Source organism: Streptomyces sp. SPB074 (genome assembly GCF_000154905.1).
In the GTDB taxonomy this organism is placed as follows: domain Bacteria; phylum Actinomycetota; class Actinomycetes; order Streptomycetales; family Streptomycetaceae; genus Streptomyces.
Map to the genome: position 1 here is coordinate 6,193,437 of NZ_GG770539.1, position 15,529 is coordinate 6,208,965.

General features: G+C 69.8%; 19 protein-coding genes, 1 tRNA gene and 2 pseudogenes. 11 read left to right on the forward strand and 11 right to left on the reverse strand.

Annotation, left to right across the window (positions count from 1 at the left end):
- Positions 1 to 3: 3 nt before the first annotated feature.
- Together SSBG_RS26320 and SSBG_RS36260 are read right to left on the reverse strand one after the other, a co-directional pair.
- A complete protein-coding gene (locus SSBG_RS26320) occupies positions 4 to 1,473 on the reverse strand; it encodes a phage terminase large subunit (RefSeq protein ID WP_008749091.1) in 1,470 nt (489 codons plus the stop codon).
- Between the two features lies 1 nt (position 1,474).
- A complete protein-coding gene (locus SSBG_RS36260) occupies positions 1,475 to 1,813 on the reverse strand; it encodes an endonuclease VII domain-containing protein (RefSeq protein WP_158677819.1) in 339 nt (112 codons plus the stop codon).
- Between the two features lie 283 nt (positions 1,814 to 2,096).
- Here SSBG_RS36260 and SSBG_RS31770 point away from each other — a divergent pair.
- Positions 2,097 to 3,100, forward strand: a pseudogene (locus SSBG_RS31770) (IS5 family transposase).
- 371 nt (positions 3,101 to 3,471) lie between these two features.
- Here the strand turns inward: SSBG_RS31770 and SSBG_RS26345 are convergent.
- Both SSBG_RS26345 and SSBG_RS26350 read right to left on the reverse strand, forming a co-directional pair.
- Positions 3,472 to 3,978 (reverse strand): hypothetical protein, encoded by a 507-nt coding sequence (locus SSBG_RS26345; protein WP_037870695.1) that lies wholly within the window; start codon positions 3,976 to 3,978, stop codon positions 3,472 to 3,474.
- A 56-nt stretch (positions 3,979 to 4,034) separates the two neighbouring features.
- Positions 4,035 to 4,752: pseudogene (locus tag SSBG_RS26350) on the reverse strand (GntR family transcriptional regulator).
- 196 nt (positions 4,753 to 4,948) lie between these two features.
- Between SSBG_RS26350 and SSBG_RS26355 the strand changes: the two are divergent.
- Positions 4,949 to 5,410 carry a hypothetical protein gene (locus SSBG_RS26355; RefSeq protein ID WP_008749095.1) on the forward strand — a complete coding sequence of 154 codons (462 nt, stop codon included), beginning with the start codon at positions 4,949 to 4,951 and terminating at the stop codon, positions 5,408 to 5,410.
- Positions 5,411 to 5,508: 98 nt separating this feature from the next.
- Here SSBG_RS26355 and SSBG_RS30360 read toward each other — a convergent pair whose 3' ends face one another.
- The gene (locus SSBG_RS30360; RefSeq protein WP_008749096.1) at positions 5,509 to 6,237 is read right to left on the reverse strand and encodes a DUF6884 domain-containing protein; all 729 of its coding nucleotides are present in this window, start codon (positions 6,235 to 6,237) and stop codon (positions 5,509 to 5,511) included.
- Between the two features lie 53 nt (positions 6,238 to 6,290).
- Positions 6,291 to 7,046, reverse strand: a complete 756-nt coding sequence (locus tag SSBG_RS26365; RefSeq protein ID WP_008749097.1) for a PP2C family protein-serine/threonine phosphatase — start codon at positions 7,044 to 7,046, stop codon at positions 6,291 to 6,293.
- A gap of 319 nt (positions 7,047 to 7,365) precedes the next feature.
- On the opposite strand from SSBG_RS26365, the gene SSBG_RS33420 reads away from it, so the two are divergent.
- Positions 7,366 to 7,429: transfer RNA gene (locus tag SSBG_RS33420), tRNA-OTHER, on the forward strand.
- 339 nt (positions 7,430 to 7,768) lie between these two features.
- Complete coding sequence (locus SSBG_RS26370) at positions 7,769 to 9,418, forward strand: TROVE domain-containing protein (protein WP_008749098.1); 1,650 nt, start codon at positions 7,769 to 7,771, stop codon at positions 9,416 to 9,418.
- 80 nt (positions 9,419 to 9,498) lie between these two features.
- On the opposite strand, the gene SSBG_RS31775 is transcribed toward SSBG_RS26370, so the two are convergent.
- The 3 genes from SSBG_RS31775 to SSBG_RS26375 all read right to left on the reverse strand — a co-directional run bounded on the left by SSBG_RS31775 (position 9,499) and on the right by SSBG_RS26375 (position 10,981).
- On the reverse strand, positions 9,499 to 9,918 hold the full coding sequence (locus tag SSBG_RS31775; RefSeq protein WP_008749099.1) for a PIN domain nuclease: 420 nt from the start codon (positions 9,916 to 9,918) through the stop codon (positions 9,499 to 9,501).
- Positions 9,915 to 10,583 carry a type II toxin-antitoxin system VapB family antitoxin gene (locus SSBG_RS33425; RefSeq protein WP_158677820.1) on the reverse strand — a complete coding sequence of 223 codons (669 nt, stop codon included), beginning with the start codon at positions 10,581 to 10,583 and terminating at the stop codon, positions 9,915 to 9,917. The genes SSBG_RS31775 and SSBG_RS33425 overlap by 4 nt, the downstream gene beginning before the upstream one ends.
- 98 nt (positions 10,584 to 10,681) lie before the next feature.
- Entirely contained in the window at positions 10,682 to 10,981 is a 300-nt protein-coding gene (locus SSBG_RS26375) for a hypothetical protein (protein ID WP_008749100.1), read from the reverse strand.
- A 187-nt stretch (positions 10,982 to 11,168) separates the two neighbouring features.
- On the opposite strand from SSBG_RS26375, the gene SSBG_RS26380 reads away from it, so the two are divergent.
- From SSBG_RS26380 to SSBG_RS26400, 6 genes are all read left to right on the forward strand, one after another.
- Positions 11,169 to 11,519, forward strand: coding sequence for a hypothetical protein (locus SSBG_RS26380; RefSeq protein ID WP_037870696.1), 351 nt, complete (start codon positions 11,169 to 11,171; stop codon positions 11,517 to 11,519).
- A gap of 149 nt (positions 11,520 to 11,668) precedes the next feature.
- Positions 11,669 to 11,797 carry a hypothetical protein gene (locus tag SSBG_RS35510; RefSeq protein WP_267880273.1) on the forward strand — a complete coding sequence of 43 codons (129 nt, stop codon included), beginning with the start codon at positions 11,669 to 11,671 and terminating at the stop codon, positions 11,795 to 11,797.
- A 78-nt stretch (positions 11,798 to 11,875) separates the two neighbouring features.
- Positions 11,876 to 12,142: a hypothetical protein gene (locus tag SSBG_RS26385; RefSeq protein WP_008749103.1), complete on the forward strand. Its 267-nt coding sequence runs from the start codon at positions 11,876 to 11,878 to the stop codon at positions 12,140 to 12,142.
- Between the two features lie 40 nt (positions 12,143 to 12,182).
- Complete coding sequence (locus SSBG_RS26390; RefSeq protein WP_008749104.1) at positions 12,183 to 12,530, forward strand: DUF3846 domain-containing protein; 348 nt, start codon at positions 12,183 to 12,185, stop codon at positions 12,528 to 12,530.
- Between the two features lie 40 nt (positions 12,531 to 12,570).
- The gene (locus SSBG_RS26395; RefSeq protein WP_008749105.1) at positions 12,571 to 12,792 is read left to right on the forward strand and encodes a hypothetical protein; all 222 of its coding nucleotides are present in this window, start codon (positions 12,571 to 12,573) and stop codon (positions 12,790 to 12,792) included.
- A 33-nt stretch (positions 12,793 to 12,825) separates the two neighbouring features.
- Positions 12,826 to 13,239 carry a hypothetical protein gene (locus tag SSBG_RS26400; RefSeq protein ID WP_008749106.1) on the forward strand — a complete coding sequence of 138 codons (414 nt, stop codon included), beginning with the start codon at positions 12,826 to 12,828 and terminating at the stop codon, positions 13,237 to 13,239.
- Between the two features lie 670 nt (positions 13,240 to 13,909).
- Here the strand turns inward: SSBG_RS26400 and SSBG_RS26410 are convergent.
- On the reverse strand, positions 13,910 to 14,284 hold the full coding sequence (locus SSBG_RS26410; RefSeq protein WP_037870698.1) for a hypothetical protein: 375 nt from the start codon (positions 14,282 to 14,284) through the stop codon (positions 13,910 to 13,912).
- Between the two features lie 184 nt (positions 14,285 to 14,468).
- Here SSBG_RS26410 and SSBG_RS26415 point away from each other — a divergent pair, with 184 nt between their 5' ends.
- On the forward strand, positions 14,469 to 14,690 hold the full coding sequence (locus SSBG_RS26415; RefSeq protein ID WP_008749108.1) for a hypothetical protein: 222 nt from the start codon (positions 14,469 to 14,471) through the stop codon (positions 14,688 to 14,690).
- Positions 14,691 to 14,719: 29 nt separating this feature from the next.
- Here SSBG_RS26415 and SSBG_RS26420 read toward each other — a convergent pair whose 3' ends face one another.
- Positions 14,720 to 15,325, reverse strand: coding sequence for a hypothetical protein (locus tag SSBG_RS26420; RefSeq protein ID WP_008749109.1), 606 nt, complete (start codon positions 15,323 to 15,325; stop codon positions 14,720 to 14,722).
- Positions 15,326 to 15,529 lie beyond the last annotated feature (204 nt).

The following is a 15,529-nucleotide window of genomic DNA, read 5'->3' on the forward strand; positions in this document are numbered from 1 at the left end:
GGGTCAGGGCGTGCGGGGCCCGCTCCCTCCGCTGATATGCCGACCGTACCGCCCAGCAACTCCCGTTCCCGTACGGGCCGCCTGCCGCGCGGCCGCCGGGGACGACACCCGCGCGTCTCCCACCAGGTCCCGTTGCGCCACCATGTACCGCATGGCGTCCATGCCGTGGTCGTCCCGCTTGACCGGCTCCTCCGCTTCCTCGCCGCCGGGCTTCACCGCCCAGACGTACGAGGGCACTTCCTCCTCGGTCGAGCACGGCTTCTTCGCCTCGTCGAGCGCCTGGTCCCGCTCGACCAGCGCGCCGCGCATCAGAAGCAGCCGGGGCCGTCCGTCGCCCGCCACCTTCATGCGCGCCTGGGCGGCCTGGATGCCCGTCGACTTCCCCTTCTTCGCCGGCCTCGTCGCGAGCCCGAGGTGCCGCTCCAGCGTCGCGCGGTCTTCGGCGTCGTGGTCGCAGATCACCGCCTGGGGGCGCGGCTCCGTCCACTCCAGCCGGCACGCCTCGCACGCCTGGCAGTCGTGTGCCTCGCGCTTCGACCCGCAGCACTGCGCGCACGTGCGGACGAGGCGCAGGATGTCTCGGGCGTGGTCCTCGACGAGGCGCTGCGTGCGGTAGATCTCCCGGTACATGATCAAGCGGCCGTCCGGGTCCTCCGCCCAGCACTGGAGAACGAAGGGGTTGGTGAAGCCGAAGTCGACCACCCACCAGCGCGGCCACTCCTTCGGGATCGGCGCCGGGTCGATGAGGTGGACGGCGTCGTCCCAGCCGTCGTAGACCATTCCTTCGGCTGCCGCCCATTGGCCGTCGCGCAGGCGTAGGCGGCGGACCCCGGACAGGGCGTCGAGTTTTGACAGGTAGGCGGCACCGATTTCCGTCAGGGAGCCGTCGGCGTTGACGTACGCGGGGTTGTCCCGGTGACGGGAGTTGATCAGCCGCATGGTGCCGGTGTCGGCCCGCTGTTTGAGCCAGTGGGAGGGCTGGGCCGGGTTCGCGGCGCAGACGATCTGCTTGTACGTGGGCGCGCCGCCCCTGAGCCGGGTGATCAGCGTCTCGTGTGCGGTCTTGCTGATCTGGGTGGCCTCGTCCACGGCGATGCGGTCGAACTCGCTGCTGAGGAACTTTTCGGGCCGGTCGAGGCCGCCGACCAGGATCTCGGAGCCGTTGGCATACCGGTAGGCGGGAGGCTGCCGGGCGCTGCCCCCGAACCACCGCACGAGTCCAGCAGCCATGGCCTCGCCGACGACGGTCCGTTCGAAGGTCACGAGGGTCGTGCCGGTGAGGGAGGCGTGCGTCTGCCGGACGAGAAGCGCGCGCAGGCCGGGGACGGCGAGACAGGTGAAGTGGAGCTTCTGGAGCATGGCGAGGGACTTGCCGGTGCCTGCCGGGCCGCAGATCAGTACCTCCGCGTCCCGGCAGGTCAGCAGCTGCACAGCACCGCCGCGAGGCTCGTACCTGACGACGGTGCCGTTCATGTCACTCCCGTTCGAGGTAGCTGATCGCAGCCTTCAGGAGATCCACATTGTCCCGGAAGTTCCCGACCCCGGTGTTGCAGGAGGAGCACAGCAGTCCCCGGACACAGCCTGCGCAGCCCCGACGCGGACCGCAGTGGGTGTGGTCGTGGTCGATGTGTAGACGCCTGCCGTTCGATCGCGAGCCGCAGATTGCGCAGCCGCCCTCCTGGCTCTCCAGAGTCGCGAGATACCACGTCAGATCAACGCCGTACCTTCGGCTGATCACACGGGCGTGCACGCAGTCGCCGCACTCGGCAGCCAGTCCGTCTGAGGCGCCGCGCTTTCGGTTGAAGCGCGTCACGTCGAGCCAGCGGTCGCAGTCTCGGCACTGCTTGCGCCCCTCCGAGTCTCGCTGACCAGGGTTCCTACGGCGGACGGTGAAGGCATCCCCAGCAGTGCCAGACCTCCGCCACCGGGCGTAGTGGCTGGCGCACAAGCCTCGGGCGGAGTGCGGGTCCTCGCACCCCTCAACTGAGCAGGCACCTCACTCTCGGGGGCCTGGGAGCGCTAGGGAGCGTATCGAGTCGTGATCAATCTGCGGGATGTGCCTTCGTGGCACGGTCTGGTCCGGTAGACCGTCGTACGTGACGCGAGTGCAACTGACCGACCCGGAGTGGGATTTCATTGAGCCGTACCTGCCGATCGGCGAGTACGGCCCGTACCCCGAGCGGCTGCGGCAGCAGTTCGAGGGCGTGATCTGGCGGTTCAAGACGGGCGGCCAGTGGCGGGAGATACCGGCAGAGTTCGGCGCCTGGTCGACCGTCCACAACCGCTTCCGGCAGTGGCGTGACGCCGGGGTCTTCGAGGCCCTGCTGGAGGGCCTGATCGCGGAAGCCGCGAAGCGCGGTGAGGTGGACCTGTCCCTGGTCAGCATCGACTCCACCACCGCGCGGGCCCATCACGACGCGGCCGGCATGCACCTGGACGAGGAGGTCCTCACCGCTCTGGAGAAGGCTGCCGCCGAGGCGGAGAAGGCCAGGTCAAAGGGGGCGGCTGCGACGAACAAACCGGGCAGGAGGCCGGGAGCGATCCCGGGCGGGAAGAACGACGGCGCGTCCGGCGCCGACGCAAACTCCGGCTGAAGGCCGCCCTGCTCGGACGCTCCAGGGGCGGGCAGACCAGCAAGATCCATGTCGCCGGCGACCGGAGGTGCCGCCCGCTGGCGTTCATCCTGACCGAGGGGCAGGCCGCCGACAGTCCGCAGTTCATCCCAGTGCTGGGGAAGGTACGGGTCCGCGGGCTCGTCGGCCGTCCCCGCACCCGGCCGGACGCGGTCGCCGCAGACAAGGCGTACTCGTCCCGCGGCAACCGTGCCCACCCGCGCAAACGCCGTATCAAAGCGGTCATCCCGGAGAAGAAGGACCAGGCCGCCAACCGGAACAAGAAGGGCTCCCACGGCGGCCGGCCCGTCAGCCACAACGCAGACCTCTACAAGGAGCGGAACACCGTCGAGCGTCTGATCAACAAGCTCAAGGCATGGCGAGGCATCGCCACGCGCTACGACAAGACCCCCGACAGCTACCTCGCCGGACTCTACCTACGCGCCTCGATGATCTGGATCAAGGACCTCACACGAGCAGCCTCTTGATCACAACCGAATACGCTCCCTAGTGGTCCTGGGGTGCCGGTGCGCCGCCAGCGGCGCCAGTGGCCCGAGCAGAAGCCATTTCCGTAGTGGGGCAGGGCGCACCCCTTGACAGAGCAGCGGCTGTGCTGCTGCTTCACGAAGGCCGTTCCCGGATCGCCGGTCTTGGTCCAACGCTGGTAGTGCGCGGAACAGTAGCCCTTCGCCAGGTGCAAGCGGGGGCACCCGGGTACAGCGCAGGTACGCTTGAGCACATCGACTCCAACCAGTCGGTCGCGCCCCGGGGGTGTTCCCGCACCCGCCGGGGTTCTTCGTGCGCAATTCTACCGCGCTGCCCTGTAAGTGCCCTTGTCACGGCGCCTTTTGATGGTTACTCACACAAGGTCGGCGGGGTCGATGCCGACGACTTCGTACCGCAGTTCCCCGCCCATCTCGACCTTCGCGGGGCTGTCGAGGCCGTGGAGGCGCCGGTAGCTCTCGCGGATCGCGCGCAGCTCCCGGAGCGCGGCGAGTTTCGGGCCGTCGTCGAGGAGGGGCTTGCCATCTTCACCGAGGACGAGGCGGCCGTGGGAGTGCGCGTAGTGGGTGCGCTCCAGTACGGCGAGTGCTTCTTCGGTGAGGGCGTCGAGGCGGGCGGCTTCGCGCTGGCGGAGCGCTTCGGCGTCGTCGGCGACGATCGAGTGGAGGGCGCGGCCCACGGCCTCGTGTGCGCAGGATTTCGACTTGAGGCCCAGCTCGTCGGCGATCTGCTGAAAGCTGCGGCCCTGGGCGCGCAGGCGCGCGGCGCGCGCGTCGCGCGCGGCACCTTCGGGTGTCCTGATGAACCGGCCGTTGGCGCCGCGTGGGCCGGCGCCCTCGGGGGTCTCTGCATCACTGGCCATGACACGGAGTGTACGAGTGTGCGCCGACCGGCACCGTCCCGGTCGTCGCGCGGCGCCTACCCCATGCGGTAAGTCTGCGTGTCCTCCCACAGCTCCGCTGGCGTCACGCCGACTTCGCAGAAGAGCGGCGTGCCCGCGTGGTCCCGGGCGTAATGAAACGTTGTCACGACGGCTGCTGCCGCGGGAAGTCCGAGTGCCTCTGTCTCCGCCGCGATGGCCAGCCGGGCCATCGTCACGTCCGTGCCCTGTGCGGGCGCGCGACCGGTGCACTGCTGGATGTAGTGCGTGGTGCCCTCGGCCAGCGGGGCGGGCTCGGCGAGGCGCGGACACCGTGTCGAGACGGCGGGCGGGAAGTAGGCGTCGACGAGGGAGAGGGGGGGTGCCGTCCTCCAGGAGCAGCAGTCGCGTACGACGCAGGGCGGGGCCGTCGTCCGGGAGGCCGAGAGCGGCTGCGACATCGGCGGGCGGGACCTCCTCGGCGGGTGCGCCCAGGATGCGGTACGCGGTGGCCCCGGTGGTGCGCGCTCCCGGCCCTCGCCTGCCCGCCGGGCGGGCGAGGGGCTGCTCGGCGACCACGAAGCCCGCGCCTTGCCGGGCGACGACCGCGCCGTCGGTGCGGAGCACGTCCATCGCCTTCACGACGGTCGCGCGCGACACCCCCCATTCCTCGGCGAGGTCTCGCCCCGAGGGCAGGAGGTCGCCGGGCCCGAACTCGCCCTCGGTGATGCGCGCCCGCAGCGCGTCCACGATCTGCTCGTACTTCAGCACTGCCACGGCAACCTCCGCTTGATTGGACCGGTTAACCGTCAAGGCAGACCGGCGCCGTACTGCCCGAGAAAGGGCGTGAGCGCTCTCGATGCGGGTGACTGCGGGTAATCGCTCCTTCGGGTAACTTGCCCTCGAGCAACCGCCTTTGCCCCCCTCGCTGCCGGTACGGTCCCGCCGTTCGAACCTGCCTACCGGAGGACCAGTGCACACCCACTTCAAGAGGGCCGCGGCTGCCGCCTGCGGGCTCATCGCTGCGCTCGCGCTCACCTCCTGCTCCGGTTCCGCCCCGGCGACCACCAGCGACGCCGCACCCCGCAAGGCAAGCGGCGCTCCTGCTGCGACGAAGGAGGCGCCGGCCGCGAGCGCCGATGTGCGGATCGTGAAGAGCGGCGTGGAGGACCACCCGACGTGGGGGCCCGGCGCGTACGTCGTCCACTACGAAATCACGAACCACAGCACCGTTGCGGCGGGCTACTTCGCCCAGATCGAATTCCTGGACGCGGACAAGGACGTGCTCGGGACGACGGGGATCACGGCCGACAAACTAGGCGCCGGGAAGACAAGCACGGGCGACACGGCGCCGCTCGACGTCGAGATCCGGAACGGGAAGATGACGGATATCCGCTCCGTGCGCGTGTCCGAGGTGGACCGCACGGCCAGCTGACCGGCCGGAAACGAAGGAGGCCCCGACAAGGGGGGGGATGTCGGGGCCTTCCGGGCGGACGATTCCAAGCCTAGCGCCATGCCGTGCTTGAGGGGCCGTCAGCGGGTGATGCGGAAGAAGTGGTCGTCGTCGTGACCGTTCGCGGTCAGCCCGGCGCAGGCGAGCGCCGTACGTGCCTGCGCACGAAGTAGGGCCTCCACCGAGTTCAAATCGAAGGGGTCCACCTCGTCGCTCCCGTGTGCGACCAGCCACACGCCGTCGGCGTCCGCGTCGTACAGGTGCACGCCCGAGGTGTGGAAGAGGAAGTCGTCGTCGCCCAGGTACTCGATGTGGGCGAAGGGAACGCGGTGGGAGACCAGGGCGTCGTGTGCGACGTCCTGGATTGCCCTGCGGGGGGCGTTCGCGGTGTCGCGGATCTCGGCGAGGCGCTGGAGCTGCTGGCCGATCCCGAGGTTGAGGAGCGGCGCGGAGGCGTGCGGCCACACCTCTCGGGCGGCGGCCACGTAGTCAGCCCCGGCCAGGACGATGACCACCCGAGCATCCGCGTGGCCGAGGGCGGCGGCCTGGGCGCGGAGTTCGGCGGGTGTGACGGCGTCGGGGTCGGTGATGCGGGTCTCGTACGGGAGGAGCGGGGTGTCGAGACTGACGAGGCCGTGGCGACCGGACAGTACCTGGACGGTTCCTCCGTCGGCGGTGAGGGCTTCGGCGGTACGGCGGGCGGCGCGGTGGTAGCCGCCGGTGTAGAGGTCCCGGGCGGGGACGGGCTTCGGTGTGGGGAGCTTGCTCGCGGAGCAGGGGATGAGGACGAGGGGACCGGTGGTACGCACGTGGTTCTCCTTGGGCGAGGCCGGGCGCGCGTCGGGGCGCGCCCGGCGAGGGGCTAGAGGTCGGCGACGAGGACTGTCGCGTTGTCGGCGTACTGGCGGCCGTCGTCCTCGGACGTCTTCAGGGATGTTTCGACGGCGGTGTTCACGAAGCGGCGCGCGGCCTCGCCCGGCGTACCGGTGAGGAAGTCGGGAAGGGCGTGTCCGGAGTCCTCGTGAGGCTCGTACGCGCCGTCGCTCGCCAGCAGGAGGCGCAGACCGGACGGGCCCGGGACCGTCGCAGTCTCGATGGCGGGGTGTCCGTACGCGCTCCGGACGGAATCGTCGTCGGAGGAGTCGCCGAGGTAGCTGGTGATGATGTTGCGGTTGCCGCCGTTGTGCGCGCTGCACGGCGGGTAGACGCGGCGGAGGTTGTGGTCCTGCGTCAGCCTGCGGGCAGTGCCCTGCTGGATTGCGTAAGCGCGGCAGTCTCCGGCCCACGCGATCGTGAGGGGCTTACCCGGGAGGTGGACGGCCACGATCGCGGCGGCGCTGGGCTCGTAGCGGCGGGTGTGGGAGTCCTGGCGCAGCGGGTCGGCGGCGTATGCCTTGTAGACGGCGCGCAGCCCTGCTTCGGCATTGAGTCGGCGGGCGGCGGCACGGGCGAGGCGCGCGGCTGCGATGCGGACCCAGTCGCGGATGTGGGGGCGGTCCCCGATGCCGTCGAGCACGACGTAGGCGCGGGCGCCGCTGACGGGGTCGGTACGGAAGGCTGTGGCGTCGCACTGGTTGCCGCGAAGGCCGATGTGCTGGGCGGTGGCGTAGGTGCGCATCGTGAAGGTCCGATCTGTGAGATGTGAGCGGCGGGCGGGCCGGTCAGCGCGTGGTGGCGGTGACGGCGACGGCGTCTTCGGTGCTGGTGATGTGGGTGCGAGCCATGGGTGTCTCCTCTGGCCGTTGGGGCCGTGCAGAGAACACGATATGCCTAAGCGTTAGGCAATGTCAAAACACTAGGCAATGTTGGGCGTGTTGGCGTAGCGAGTGAGTTGCAGGGACTGCGTGATCTCCCTCGCTCTCCTCACTCAACCGGGTGAGCGGCCGATAAAAGCGCGTGCGCACAGTCGAGCTGGGGCGGTACGTTCTCCTCGTCCAGGTGCGAAGGCGCGGGTTACTTCCACTGGTAATGGAGAGGTTGCGGGTTCGAATCCCGTCACCACCTCGGGTGGTGTAGCTCAACGGCAGAGCGCTTATTACCCGCTCCAACTCGATCTCTGGACACCACGCTTGCACCTCCCGGTGCGCCGACACTGCGGCTACTTCTTCTGGTGAACCGCCGCACGTCACCTTGATCTCGGGAGGCACCAGCACCGGGGCGCCCGGTGCGCCGACATGCGGATACTTCTGTCTCTCACACAGGGGACCCGGGTTCGAATCCCGGCGGCTCGACCACGCGTCGGGTCGTGGTGCAGCGGCCCAGCATCCTCGTCTCCGCCGTCACTTCCGATCTAGGGCGCCCCCTGCTGCGCGCCTCCCCTCCCATGAAGGAGGGGTTCTCGTGTCCCGCTTCAACCGTCCCGCCGTCCGCACGGCCGCGACATCGCCGGTCGCCACCATCCCCGGCCCCGCACGCACGCACGAGGGCGGCGTCGGCTACGCCCGGGACCCGCGCGGGGAACTCTTCCTCCTCGCCGTCACCAACCTCGTCGGGCAGCGCACCTTCTACGAGGCGGCCGAGACGCGCGACGACCGCTTCACCCAGCTCGTGCGCCACCTGGCCGTCGACGACCCGGTCTGGACGGCCGGCCTCCTCGGCTGGCTGCGCGGCGAAGGCAACCTGCGCACCGCCGCGCTCGTCGGCGCCGCCGAGGCCGTCCACGCCCGCTTGGAGGCAGAACGTGCCGCCTCCCTCCGCCCGGGGCCGACCGCCGTCACCGGCGCCGTCCCGTACTCGAACCGCCGCCTCATCGCCTCCGTGCTCCAGCGCGCGGACGAGCCGGGGGAGCTGCTCGCCTACTGGCGGAGCCGGTTCGGCGCCCGCCTGCCCCAGCCCGTGAAGCGCGGTGTCGCGGACGCCGTCCAGCGGCTCTACACCGAGCGGTCCCTGCTCAAGTACGACACGGCCTCGCACGGCTTCCGCTTCGGGGATGTCCTGGAGCTGGTGCACGCGCGCCCGGCTGTCGACCGGCCCGCGCAGGGCGACCTCTTCAAGCACGCCATCGACCGGCGTCACGGCCGCGAGGGTGCCCCCGCCGCGCTCCCTCTCCTCGTCGAGCGGGAGCGCCTGGCCGCGCTGCCCGTCGCCAAGCGTCGCGAGGTGCTTCGCGACCCGGAGCGGCTGTCGCGTGCCGGGATGACCTGGGAAGCGCTCGCGGGGTGGCTCCAGGGCCCGATGGACGCGGCGGCGTGGGAGGCCGTGATCCCGGCGATGGGATACATGGCGCTCCTGCGCAACCTCCGGAACTTCGACCAGGCGGGCGTCCGCGACGAGGTCACCGAGCGCGTCGCCGCGCGCCTGGGCGACCCGGAGGAGGTGGCGCGCTCCCGCCAGCTCCCCATGCGGTTCTACTCGGCCTACAAGGCCGCGCCGTCGCTGCGGTGGGGGCACGCCCTGGAGAAGGCACTCGCCGCGGCGCTCTCCTCCGTGCCGGAGCTACCGGGACGGACCCTCGTCCTCGTCGACACCTCTACCTCGATGCAGGAGAACTTCTCGAAGGACGGGACGGTGGCACGCTGGGACGCTGCCGCGCTCTTCGGGATCGCCCTCGGGCAGCGCTGCGCGAGCGCTGACGTGGTGTCGTACTCCTCGGCGCGCTACTACCTGCGCGACGCGCCGGGAGCGAAGACGCGCGGCTTCCCGATGCGCGGCGGCGAGGCGCTGCTCCGGGCCGTCGAGCGATGGGACCGGGACGGATACTTCCTCGGCGGTGGCACGGACACGGCCGCCGCCCTGCGTGAGCAGTACCGGGGGCATGACCGCGTCGTGATCGTCACGGACGAGCAGTCCGGCGCCGACCCGACTGAGGTGGACCGGTCGGTCCCGGCGACGGTGCCGATGTACACGTGGAACCTCGCCGGGTACGAGCGCGGGCACGCGCCCTTGGGCAGCCCGGCCCGGCACGCCTTCGGCGGGCTCACGGACGCGGCCTTCCGGATGATCCCGCTCCTGGAGCGCGGGCGGGACGCCGCCTGGCCCTGGGAAGGCTGAGTGGGACGCGAGGGACCTCCGTCGTTCGGTGAGTCTCTCGCGCCTTCGGCAGGCTGGTCCTGCGCGGGCCGAGAGGCGGCCTACAGGGGAAGCTCGGTATCGAGGCGTACCTGACGGAAAGAGGGCCAGAGCCTGGCCAGTGTCACGTAGTCCTTGTCGACATGCAGCACGGTGAGCGACTCGACATGTGCAGTCCCGGCGAGTAGCAGATCGACGGGGCCGCAAGAACGATGCGCTCCGTGCTTCGTAAGTGCCTCTTGCATGTCACGTCCGGCATCGTAGGCGGCGGGTGTCGGCGTGACGGCAGAAAATAGCAAACCTAGTTTCTGTAGAAGTTCGTCGCGATCTCGCGCCTTCTGCGCTGAATAGCAGATTTCGAACTCGATAGGTGGAATGATCCCCACCTCGCCTCTGACGATGCAGTCCTTCCAGGCTGGGAAAAGGTCGGGAGACTTGAAGAATCTGACCACGGCTGAGGTGTCGATGAGATAGTTGATCACTCGCTCGATTCCGATCCCCTGGTCGCGGGTGAGTCGGTGGGCTCCACGCCAGATTCGCCGGTATCCGAAATGATTTGGTGAGCTTCTGCGACTTCCTTGGCCACTCTCAGTAGTAGATCCATTGCGGGTAGTGTGACCGTGTATCCAACCTCGCCGTGGCCACTGCTTGCCTCGCTCGAACTCTTGAATTCCAGAGTCGAGGGGAGGAGCGAAGATGGGTCAGCGTAATCCAGTGAGCCTGCAATTAGCGCCTTCTCCATCCGGAAGGCGGGCCTTTCAGCGAGGAGCGCAGCCAGATTGCGCTTTGCTGCCTCCCGTGCTCGGGGCTGGAACTGTACGGCAAGGAGTGCAGCTTGGAGATCGCGCCTTGTTTGATCAGTCGCGCGCCGCAAAGATTCGCGCAAATGCCCGATGTTGGCTTCGCTCGCTTGTTCCGATGGCTCGCCAGGTGAAGGTCGGTAGTTACTCTTCTCGTCGAGCTGGTCCCAGTCGAGTCTGCCGCTGCTGATCATGTTGGAGAGATCAGTGATTGCGTTCTCGCGCTTTCCTTGGTCCGCGACAGCCCGAAGTGCTGCGTTAACGGTTTCCTTGATCGTAGTTGTCCCGAGCTTCTTCATGGCTGCTGCCAGGAGGTCCGGATCGATATCGACCGACTTTTTCGGCATGTATCTACCCTCTGTTGTGGCCCCGATTGAGAGCGCTCAAAGATTTCCAGCCCGCAGGTAGAGCTAGGCGATTCACCCTCTGATCGAACGGTTGCGAGCTACTTCCTCGGTGACTTCTCGGCGGGGATCTTGCCGTCGCGGATGTCCATGACGGTCTGCCGTGAGTACTTGCTCAGCTCGATGACCTTCGTGAGGACGCCCCGCTGGATGCGCCTGTTGTGGTTCTCGGGGAAGGTTGCGTGGATCGCGCGGCGCAGCGCGGCGCGGGCTTCCTCTGTCTTGCGTTCCAGCTCGGCCACGCGCTTCTGGGCCTTCTTGATCTCGGCGTAGTGCTCCTCTAGCGGGAGATCGGGCAGGTCTTCGGGTCGGCCGTAGCCGGCGTTGTCGTCGGTGCTCATGTCGTCATGTTCGCACGGCGGATCGTCTACTTGCTATGCCTTGCGTGTCGTCACTGCCGGGCGCGTGGTGAGTGTCGACACACCAGGCAATGCCTAGTGTTTTGACATTGCCTAGTCTCTGGGCATAAAGTTTCTCGTGTCAGCAGGTCAGGGCGCCGCCCAGACCACGACGGCACGGGAGGCCACCATGAGCACCACCTACACCCACTGCATCGGCTGTGGCCGCCCCGTCCGCAGCGAGCAGGCCCGCCGCACCGGCTACGGCTCCAAGTGCATCCGCCAAATCCGCCGCGCCACCCGCACGGAGCTGCCCGGCTTCAAGCCCGCCCAGCTCGATGCCGCCCGCGAGCTGATCGAGGACGGCGGCATCGTCGCCACCCGCGAGACCCGCGTCGGCCTCGTCTACCGCGTCGTCAGCACCGACGGCACCGCCGTCCACCTCGCCACCGCCGCCGGGCACTGCACCTGCCCCGCCGGGCACCAGGGCCGCCGCTGCTACCACGTCGCCGCCGCCCAGATGCTCACCCTCGCCGCCTGACCCACCCCCAGGGGCGGGCGCCCCGTCAGCGCCCGCCCCACCACCTCGCCGAAGGAGACGCCTTGCAGTTCCCCACCACCCTCTCCCCGCAGCTCCTTCGCGCCGGTGACGTCGTCACCATCTGAGGCCGCCGCGAGGTCGTCGCCCACGTGGAGACCACCACCGCGCCCCTCCTCCCCGGGCGCACGGTCCACGTCTTCGTGCAGGGCGAGCCGAGCGACGACCCCTTCCTGATGCGTCCGTCCGACGCCGTCCCCGTCCACTCCCGCACCACCTGACCCCCGGGCGGCCCGCCGTGCCCGCTCACCCCTTCGGAAGGAGCCGACCTGAAGTCCGCCGCTACGTCCCCAGTCTCCGTGCTCGTCGTCGATGTCACCCTCACGGCGGGAGCGGAGAAGCGGCCCTCTCTCGCCGCCACGGCGAACGCGGCCTCGCGCCACCCCAACCGCCGCCGCCCCCGCAGCTCCGGTGCCTCCCTCCGTGCGCGGGGCGCGGGGATCGGCTTCTGGGACGACGAGATCAGCGCCGATGGCGGGAAGCGCTACCTCCACCACCGCGCACGCCGCCTCACCCGCACCGAGACCCGCGCCGCCATCGCAGATGCCTTCCTCGACCGCCCCTGACCGCACGTCCCCCCACGCCCCACCGACGAAAGGCGCCACCGTGAACACCGCCGTACTGATCACCCCCGAAGGCCGCATCGCGGAAGTCCTGCTTCCCCGCACCTCGCAGGAGCGCGCCACCGTCTACCGCACCCTGTTGCGTTGCGAGACGTACGGCGTCCTCGCCCGCACCAGTCGCCTCGACATGTGGATGGACCTCGACGGTCTGTACAGCCACCCGGTCAACCCGCTGGCTACCACCCTCGCCCAGCGCTTCGGGCGCTGCTGGCAGCCCTACCGGGGGCGGGTTCTCCTCACCGGCGGCACCGACAGCGTCGGCGAAACGCTGCCCCTGAGCCCCGAGCAGGTACACGCGCACCTGACCGGTCTCTTCGACCTCCTCGACTGACCCACCCACCGAAGACGCCCAGACCCCCGTCCCGAAGGAGATGGCCTTGTACCTGCTCGCGCTTCTCGCCGCGCTGATCGTGGGCTACGTCGGTGGCCGCACGCGCCCGTACAACCGCCTTGCTGACTGGGCGGACTGGCAGGTCCGCTTCCGCCTCGACCGGTGGACGACCCGCCCCCGCCTGCTCGCCCTCTTCACTCTGCTCCTGATCACCGACCCTGTGCGGACGCTCTCCGCCTGGCGCCGCCGCAACGACCCCTGATCCGTAACCGCCCCGCCTAGTGAGGACGCCACCATGCCACGCCGCCGCCCGTTCGCACCCGCGCCGTTCACCCGAGGCGCCTGGATCACCTGGACCGGCCCCGAGGGGCGGCAGCGTCACGGCCAGGTCGTCACGCAGTCCCCCGGCGAGCTGACGTGGTGGGTGACATCCCTCGACGGCGACCGTCTCGACCCCGTACTCCTGCACCGGCAGCCGTGCCGTTCCTGGGGTGCGCGCCGAGCGCGAGACGAAGCGGTCGCGCGCGGCGAGCAGCCCTACCGCTTCGAGGTTTGGACCGCCGAGACGTACGAGCTGTACGGCCGTCAGCGGGTGCGCCGTGGCGCGTTGCTGGGCGAGGCTCGCCCCTCCCGCGACCCCTACGTCCCTGCCCCCGTCGCGGCACCCACCGCATCGACGCTCTCACCGCTCTTCGACATCGCCGCGTGAGCGGCTGAAAGGAACCGACCGTGCCTACCTCGACAACATCTCCGAAGGCGGACGACCTCGTCCGCTCGGCGCTCGCAGCGCGCACCCGCGCGGCGACCGCGACCGCCCGGAACATCTGGACGAAGGAGCGACTCCTCGCCGCCCCGCCTTGCGAGAGTCGGGCGGTGAACCTCTTCAGCCGTCTCGTCACCGCGCAGGCCGCAGCCGCCTTCTGGCGCCACGCCCAGGCGGTAGCCGACGGGGCACGACCCACCCAGGTGCACGCCGATGTGACGGCGTGGCTAGTGCGGAGGGAGCGGGGGATCGCTCACGGTTGCCCCCCGAGCGATCCCGTTGCGGCCGCAGCCGCGTCCCTTCAGCGGCGCGCGCAAGGGAACGCGGCGCGAGACCTTCGCCGGCTGCTCTCCTCGACCTGACGCACTCGACGAACGGTCAGGCCCCTGCGGATCAACCGCAGGGGCCTGGCCGTTCGTCGTCTGGCTCCTCCTCGGGCGGACTGTGCGCTGCTCGCACACAAGAAGCCGCCCTGGGCGGGGGCCCGGGGCAACGCCCGGCCGAATGAGCTTCCCTGCGCGGGTCGTTGTCCACGCCACACCTCGCCGGAGGTAGCAGGCAGAGCAGCCCAGCGCCCCCGCACGAGACCCGGTGCGGGGGCGCTCCGCAGCGCGTCTCACGCCTCCGTCTCGTCCTGAGACTCGTCGGGGGCGGCGTTGGGCGACACCGTCCGCGCGAGATGGCCCAGCATCATCGCGGCCCCGACAGGCGAGCGAGCAAAGGGGCCTTCGAGGCGGGCGGCGGCAATGTAGATACCGATCGGCGACTGCCGCTCGTAGAGCATCACGTAATCGGTCTCGCGGCGCGGGAGCGGAGCAGGCTGGTGAGCGATGCCGTTCGCGTCGAGCCAGTCCGCGATCTGCGCGCTGCGGCCCAGGCTCAACTTCTGCCACTCGGCCTCGTACTGCTCCCGGAGCCACTTCATCTCGACGGCCGCCAGGCCGTCGTTACCGGCTAGCTTCTCCAGGACGGCCTGGATGTCACGCGACATGATCCCCCCACGGTTCATTGCGGTGAAGATGGATCATGGCACGCCCGCACTACCGCGCACGAGGGCGCCCGCCCCCCGGTCTCCCGTACGCGGGCGTGGCAGGGCCTGCCCAGGCCGCACGGCAGGTCCCTCGGGTGGCGGCTTTGGGAGGGCGTTCGCGGGCTTACCGGGCGAAGCTGAGGGCATGGCCACGCACCCGCCGATCGTCGTCTACCCGCCGTCCTCGACCGGCGGCCGGCGCGTACGGGTCGACGGGGAGATCCTCGGCCTCGCGCACGGTCTCGCTGACGTGGCGGAGTTCCTGCGCCGGGCGGGGCTGGAGGGGATCGACGAGACGGACGTAGCGCGGTCGTTGGTGATCGACTGGCGTGGGGGCGGCCCGGACGAGTGGGCCGCCCCCACGTAGTCAGCCCGTCGCGGGGCCGCCGCTCAGGGTTAGTTGCGGGAGGATTCCTTCGCCAGGGCGGCCAGGCACCTGCGGCAGGTGACGGCCTGCTCGGTCGGGATGAGGAAGTGGTACCGGGCGAGGGCCGAGCGCGAGGCGCAGCACTTCGGGGCCCGTCCGACGGGCAGCGCCTTGGTGCGCGCCCCGGAGGCGTGGACGACGCCCGTGTGCGTCTGGAGGTTGGGCCGCGCGGGGCTCTCCAACTCCTCGGCGGGCTGCTTCTCGGTCTCCACGGCGGACACGAAACGGGTCGGGTAGCTGGAGACGGAGCCGAACCGGTCGTCGCGCACGGCCACGTACCCAGGCGCTGTGTGGATGTGGGCCACGGTGCCCGTCTGCGGGTCCCGGCCGGGGCGCTTGACCACCACGGCCTGGCCCTGCGTGAACCCCTCCGGCGCGGGCGCGTCGACCAGGGTCAGGAGGACGTTCCGGCCGTCCTTGTGCTCGATGGCGTAGTCGGTGCGGGTGATGGAGGACATGGTCCGGACCTGGCGCCGGCCACCCATCATCGCCTCGTTGATCTCCGCGAGGCCCTCGGCCTGGTCGACGAAGGCGGTGGTCCTGCCGTTCTCGGTGCGCCTGTAGACCTGGGACATGGGGGCTCCTCCGTGGTGCGGCTGCCGCAAACTGTTTGCCTAGACAGAAGACTATGCCTAACCGTTAGGCAATGCAAAGTGACTAGGCAGATGGATGGAGTTTGCGAGCACGTCCACAAGCTCGTCGAGACGATCCCTGTGCCCCGGAGCCGGGCCCCGTTCCTCCGGACCATCGCTGTTTGCGCAGTACGGGGGGCAGATCCG

What these genes read in the sequence shown, in the direction of transcription:
- SSBG_RS26320 (WP_008749091.1), bottom strand. Translation starts at nt 1,473, where the DNA reads ATGAACGGCACCGTCGTCAGGTACGAGCCTCGCGGCGGTGCTGTGCAG.
- SSBG_RS26345 (WP_037870695.1), bottom strand. Translation starts at nt 3,978, where the DNA reads ATGGCCAGTGATGCAGAGACCCCCGAGGGCGCCGGCCCACGCGGCGCC.
- SSBG_RS26365 (WP_008749097.1), bottom strand. Translation starts at nt 7,046, where the DNA reads ATGCGCACCTACGCCACCGCCCAGCACATCGGCCTTCGCGGCAACCAG.
- SSBG_RS33425 (WP_158677820.1), bottom strand. Translation starts at nt 10,583, where the DNA reads ATGCCGAAAAAGTCGGTCGATATCGATCCGGACCTCCTGGCAGCAGCC.
- SSBG_RS26375 (WP_008749100.1), bottom strand. Translation starts at nt 10,981, where the DNA reads ATGAGCACCGACGACAACGCCGGCTACGGCCGACCCGAAGACCTGCCC.
- SSBG_RS26380 (WP_037870696.1), top strand. Translation starts at nt 11,169, where the DNA reads ATGAGCACCACCTACACCCACTGCATCGGCTGTGGCCGCCCCGTCCGC.
- SSBG_RS26395 (WP_008749105.1), top strand. Translation starts at nt 12,571, where the DNA reads ATGGCCTTGTACCTGCTCGCGCTTCTCGCCGCGCTGATCGTGGGCTAC.
- SSBG_RS26400 (WP_008749106.1), top strand. Translation starts at nt 12,826, where the DNA reads ATGCCACGCCGCCGCCCGTTCGCACCCGCGCCGTTCACCCGAGGCGCC.
- SSBG_RS26410 (WP_037870698.1), bottom strand. Translation starts at nt 14,284, where the DNA reads ATGTCGCGTGACATCCAGGCCGTCCTGGAGAAGCTAGCCGGTAACGAC.
- SSBG_RS26415 (WP_008749108.1), top strand. Translation starts at nt 14,469, where the DNA reads ATGGCCACGCACCCGCCGATCGTCGTCTACCCGCCGTCCTCGACCGGC.
- SSBG_RS26420 (WP_008749109.1), bottom strand. Translation starts at nt 15,325, where the DNA reads ATGTCCCAGGTCTACAGGCGCACCGAGAACGGCAGGACCACCGCCTTC.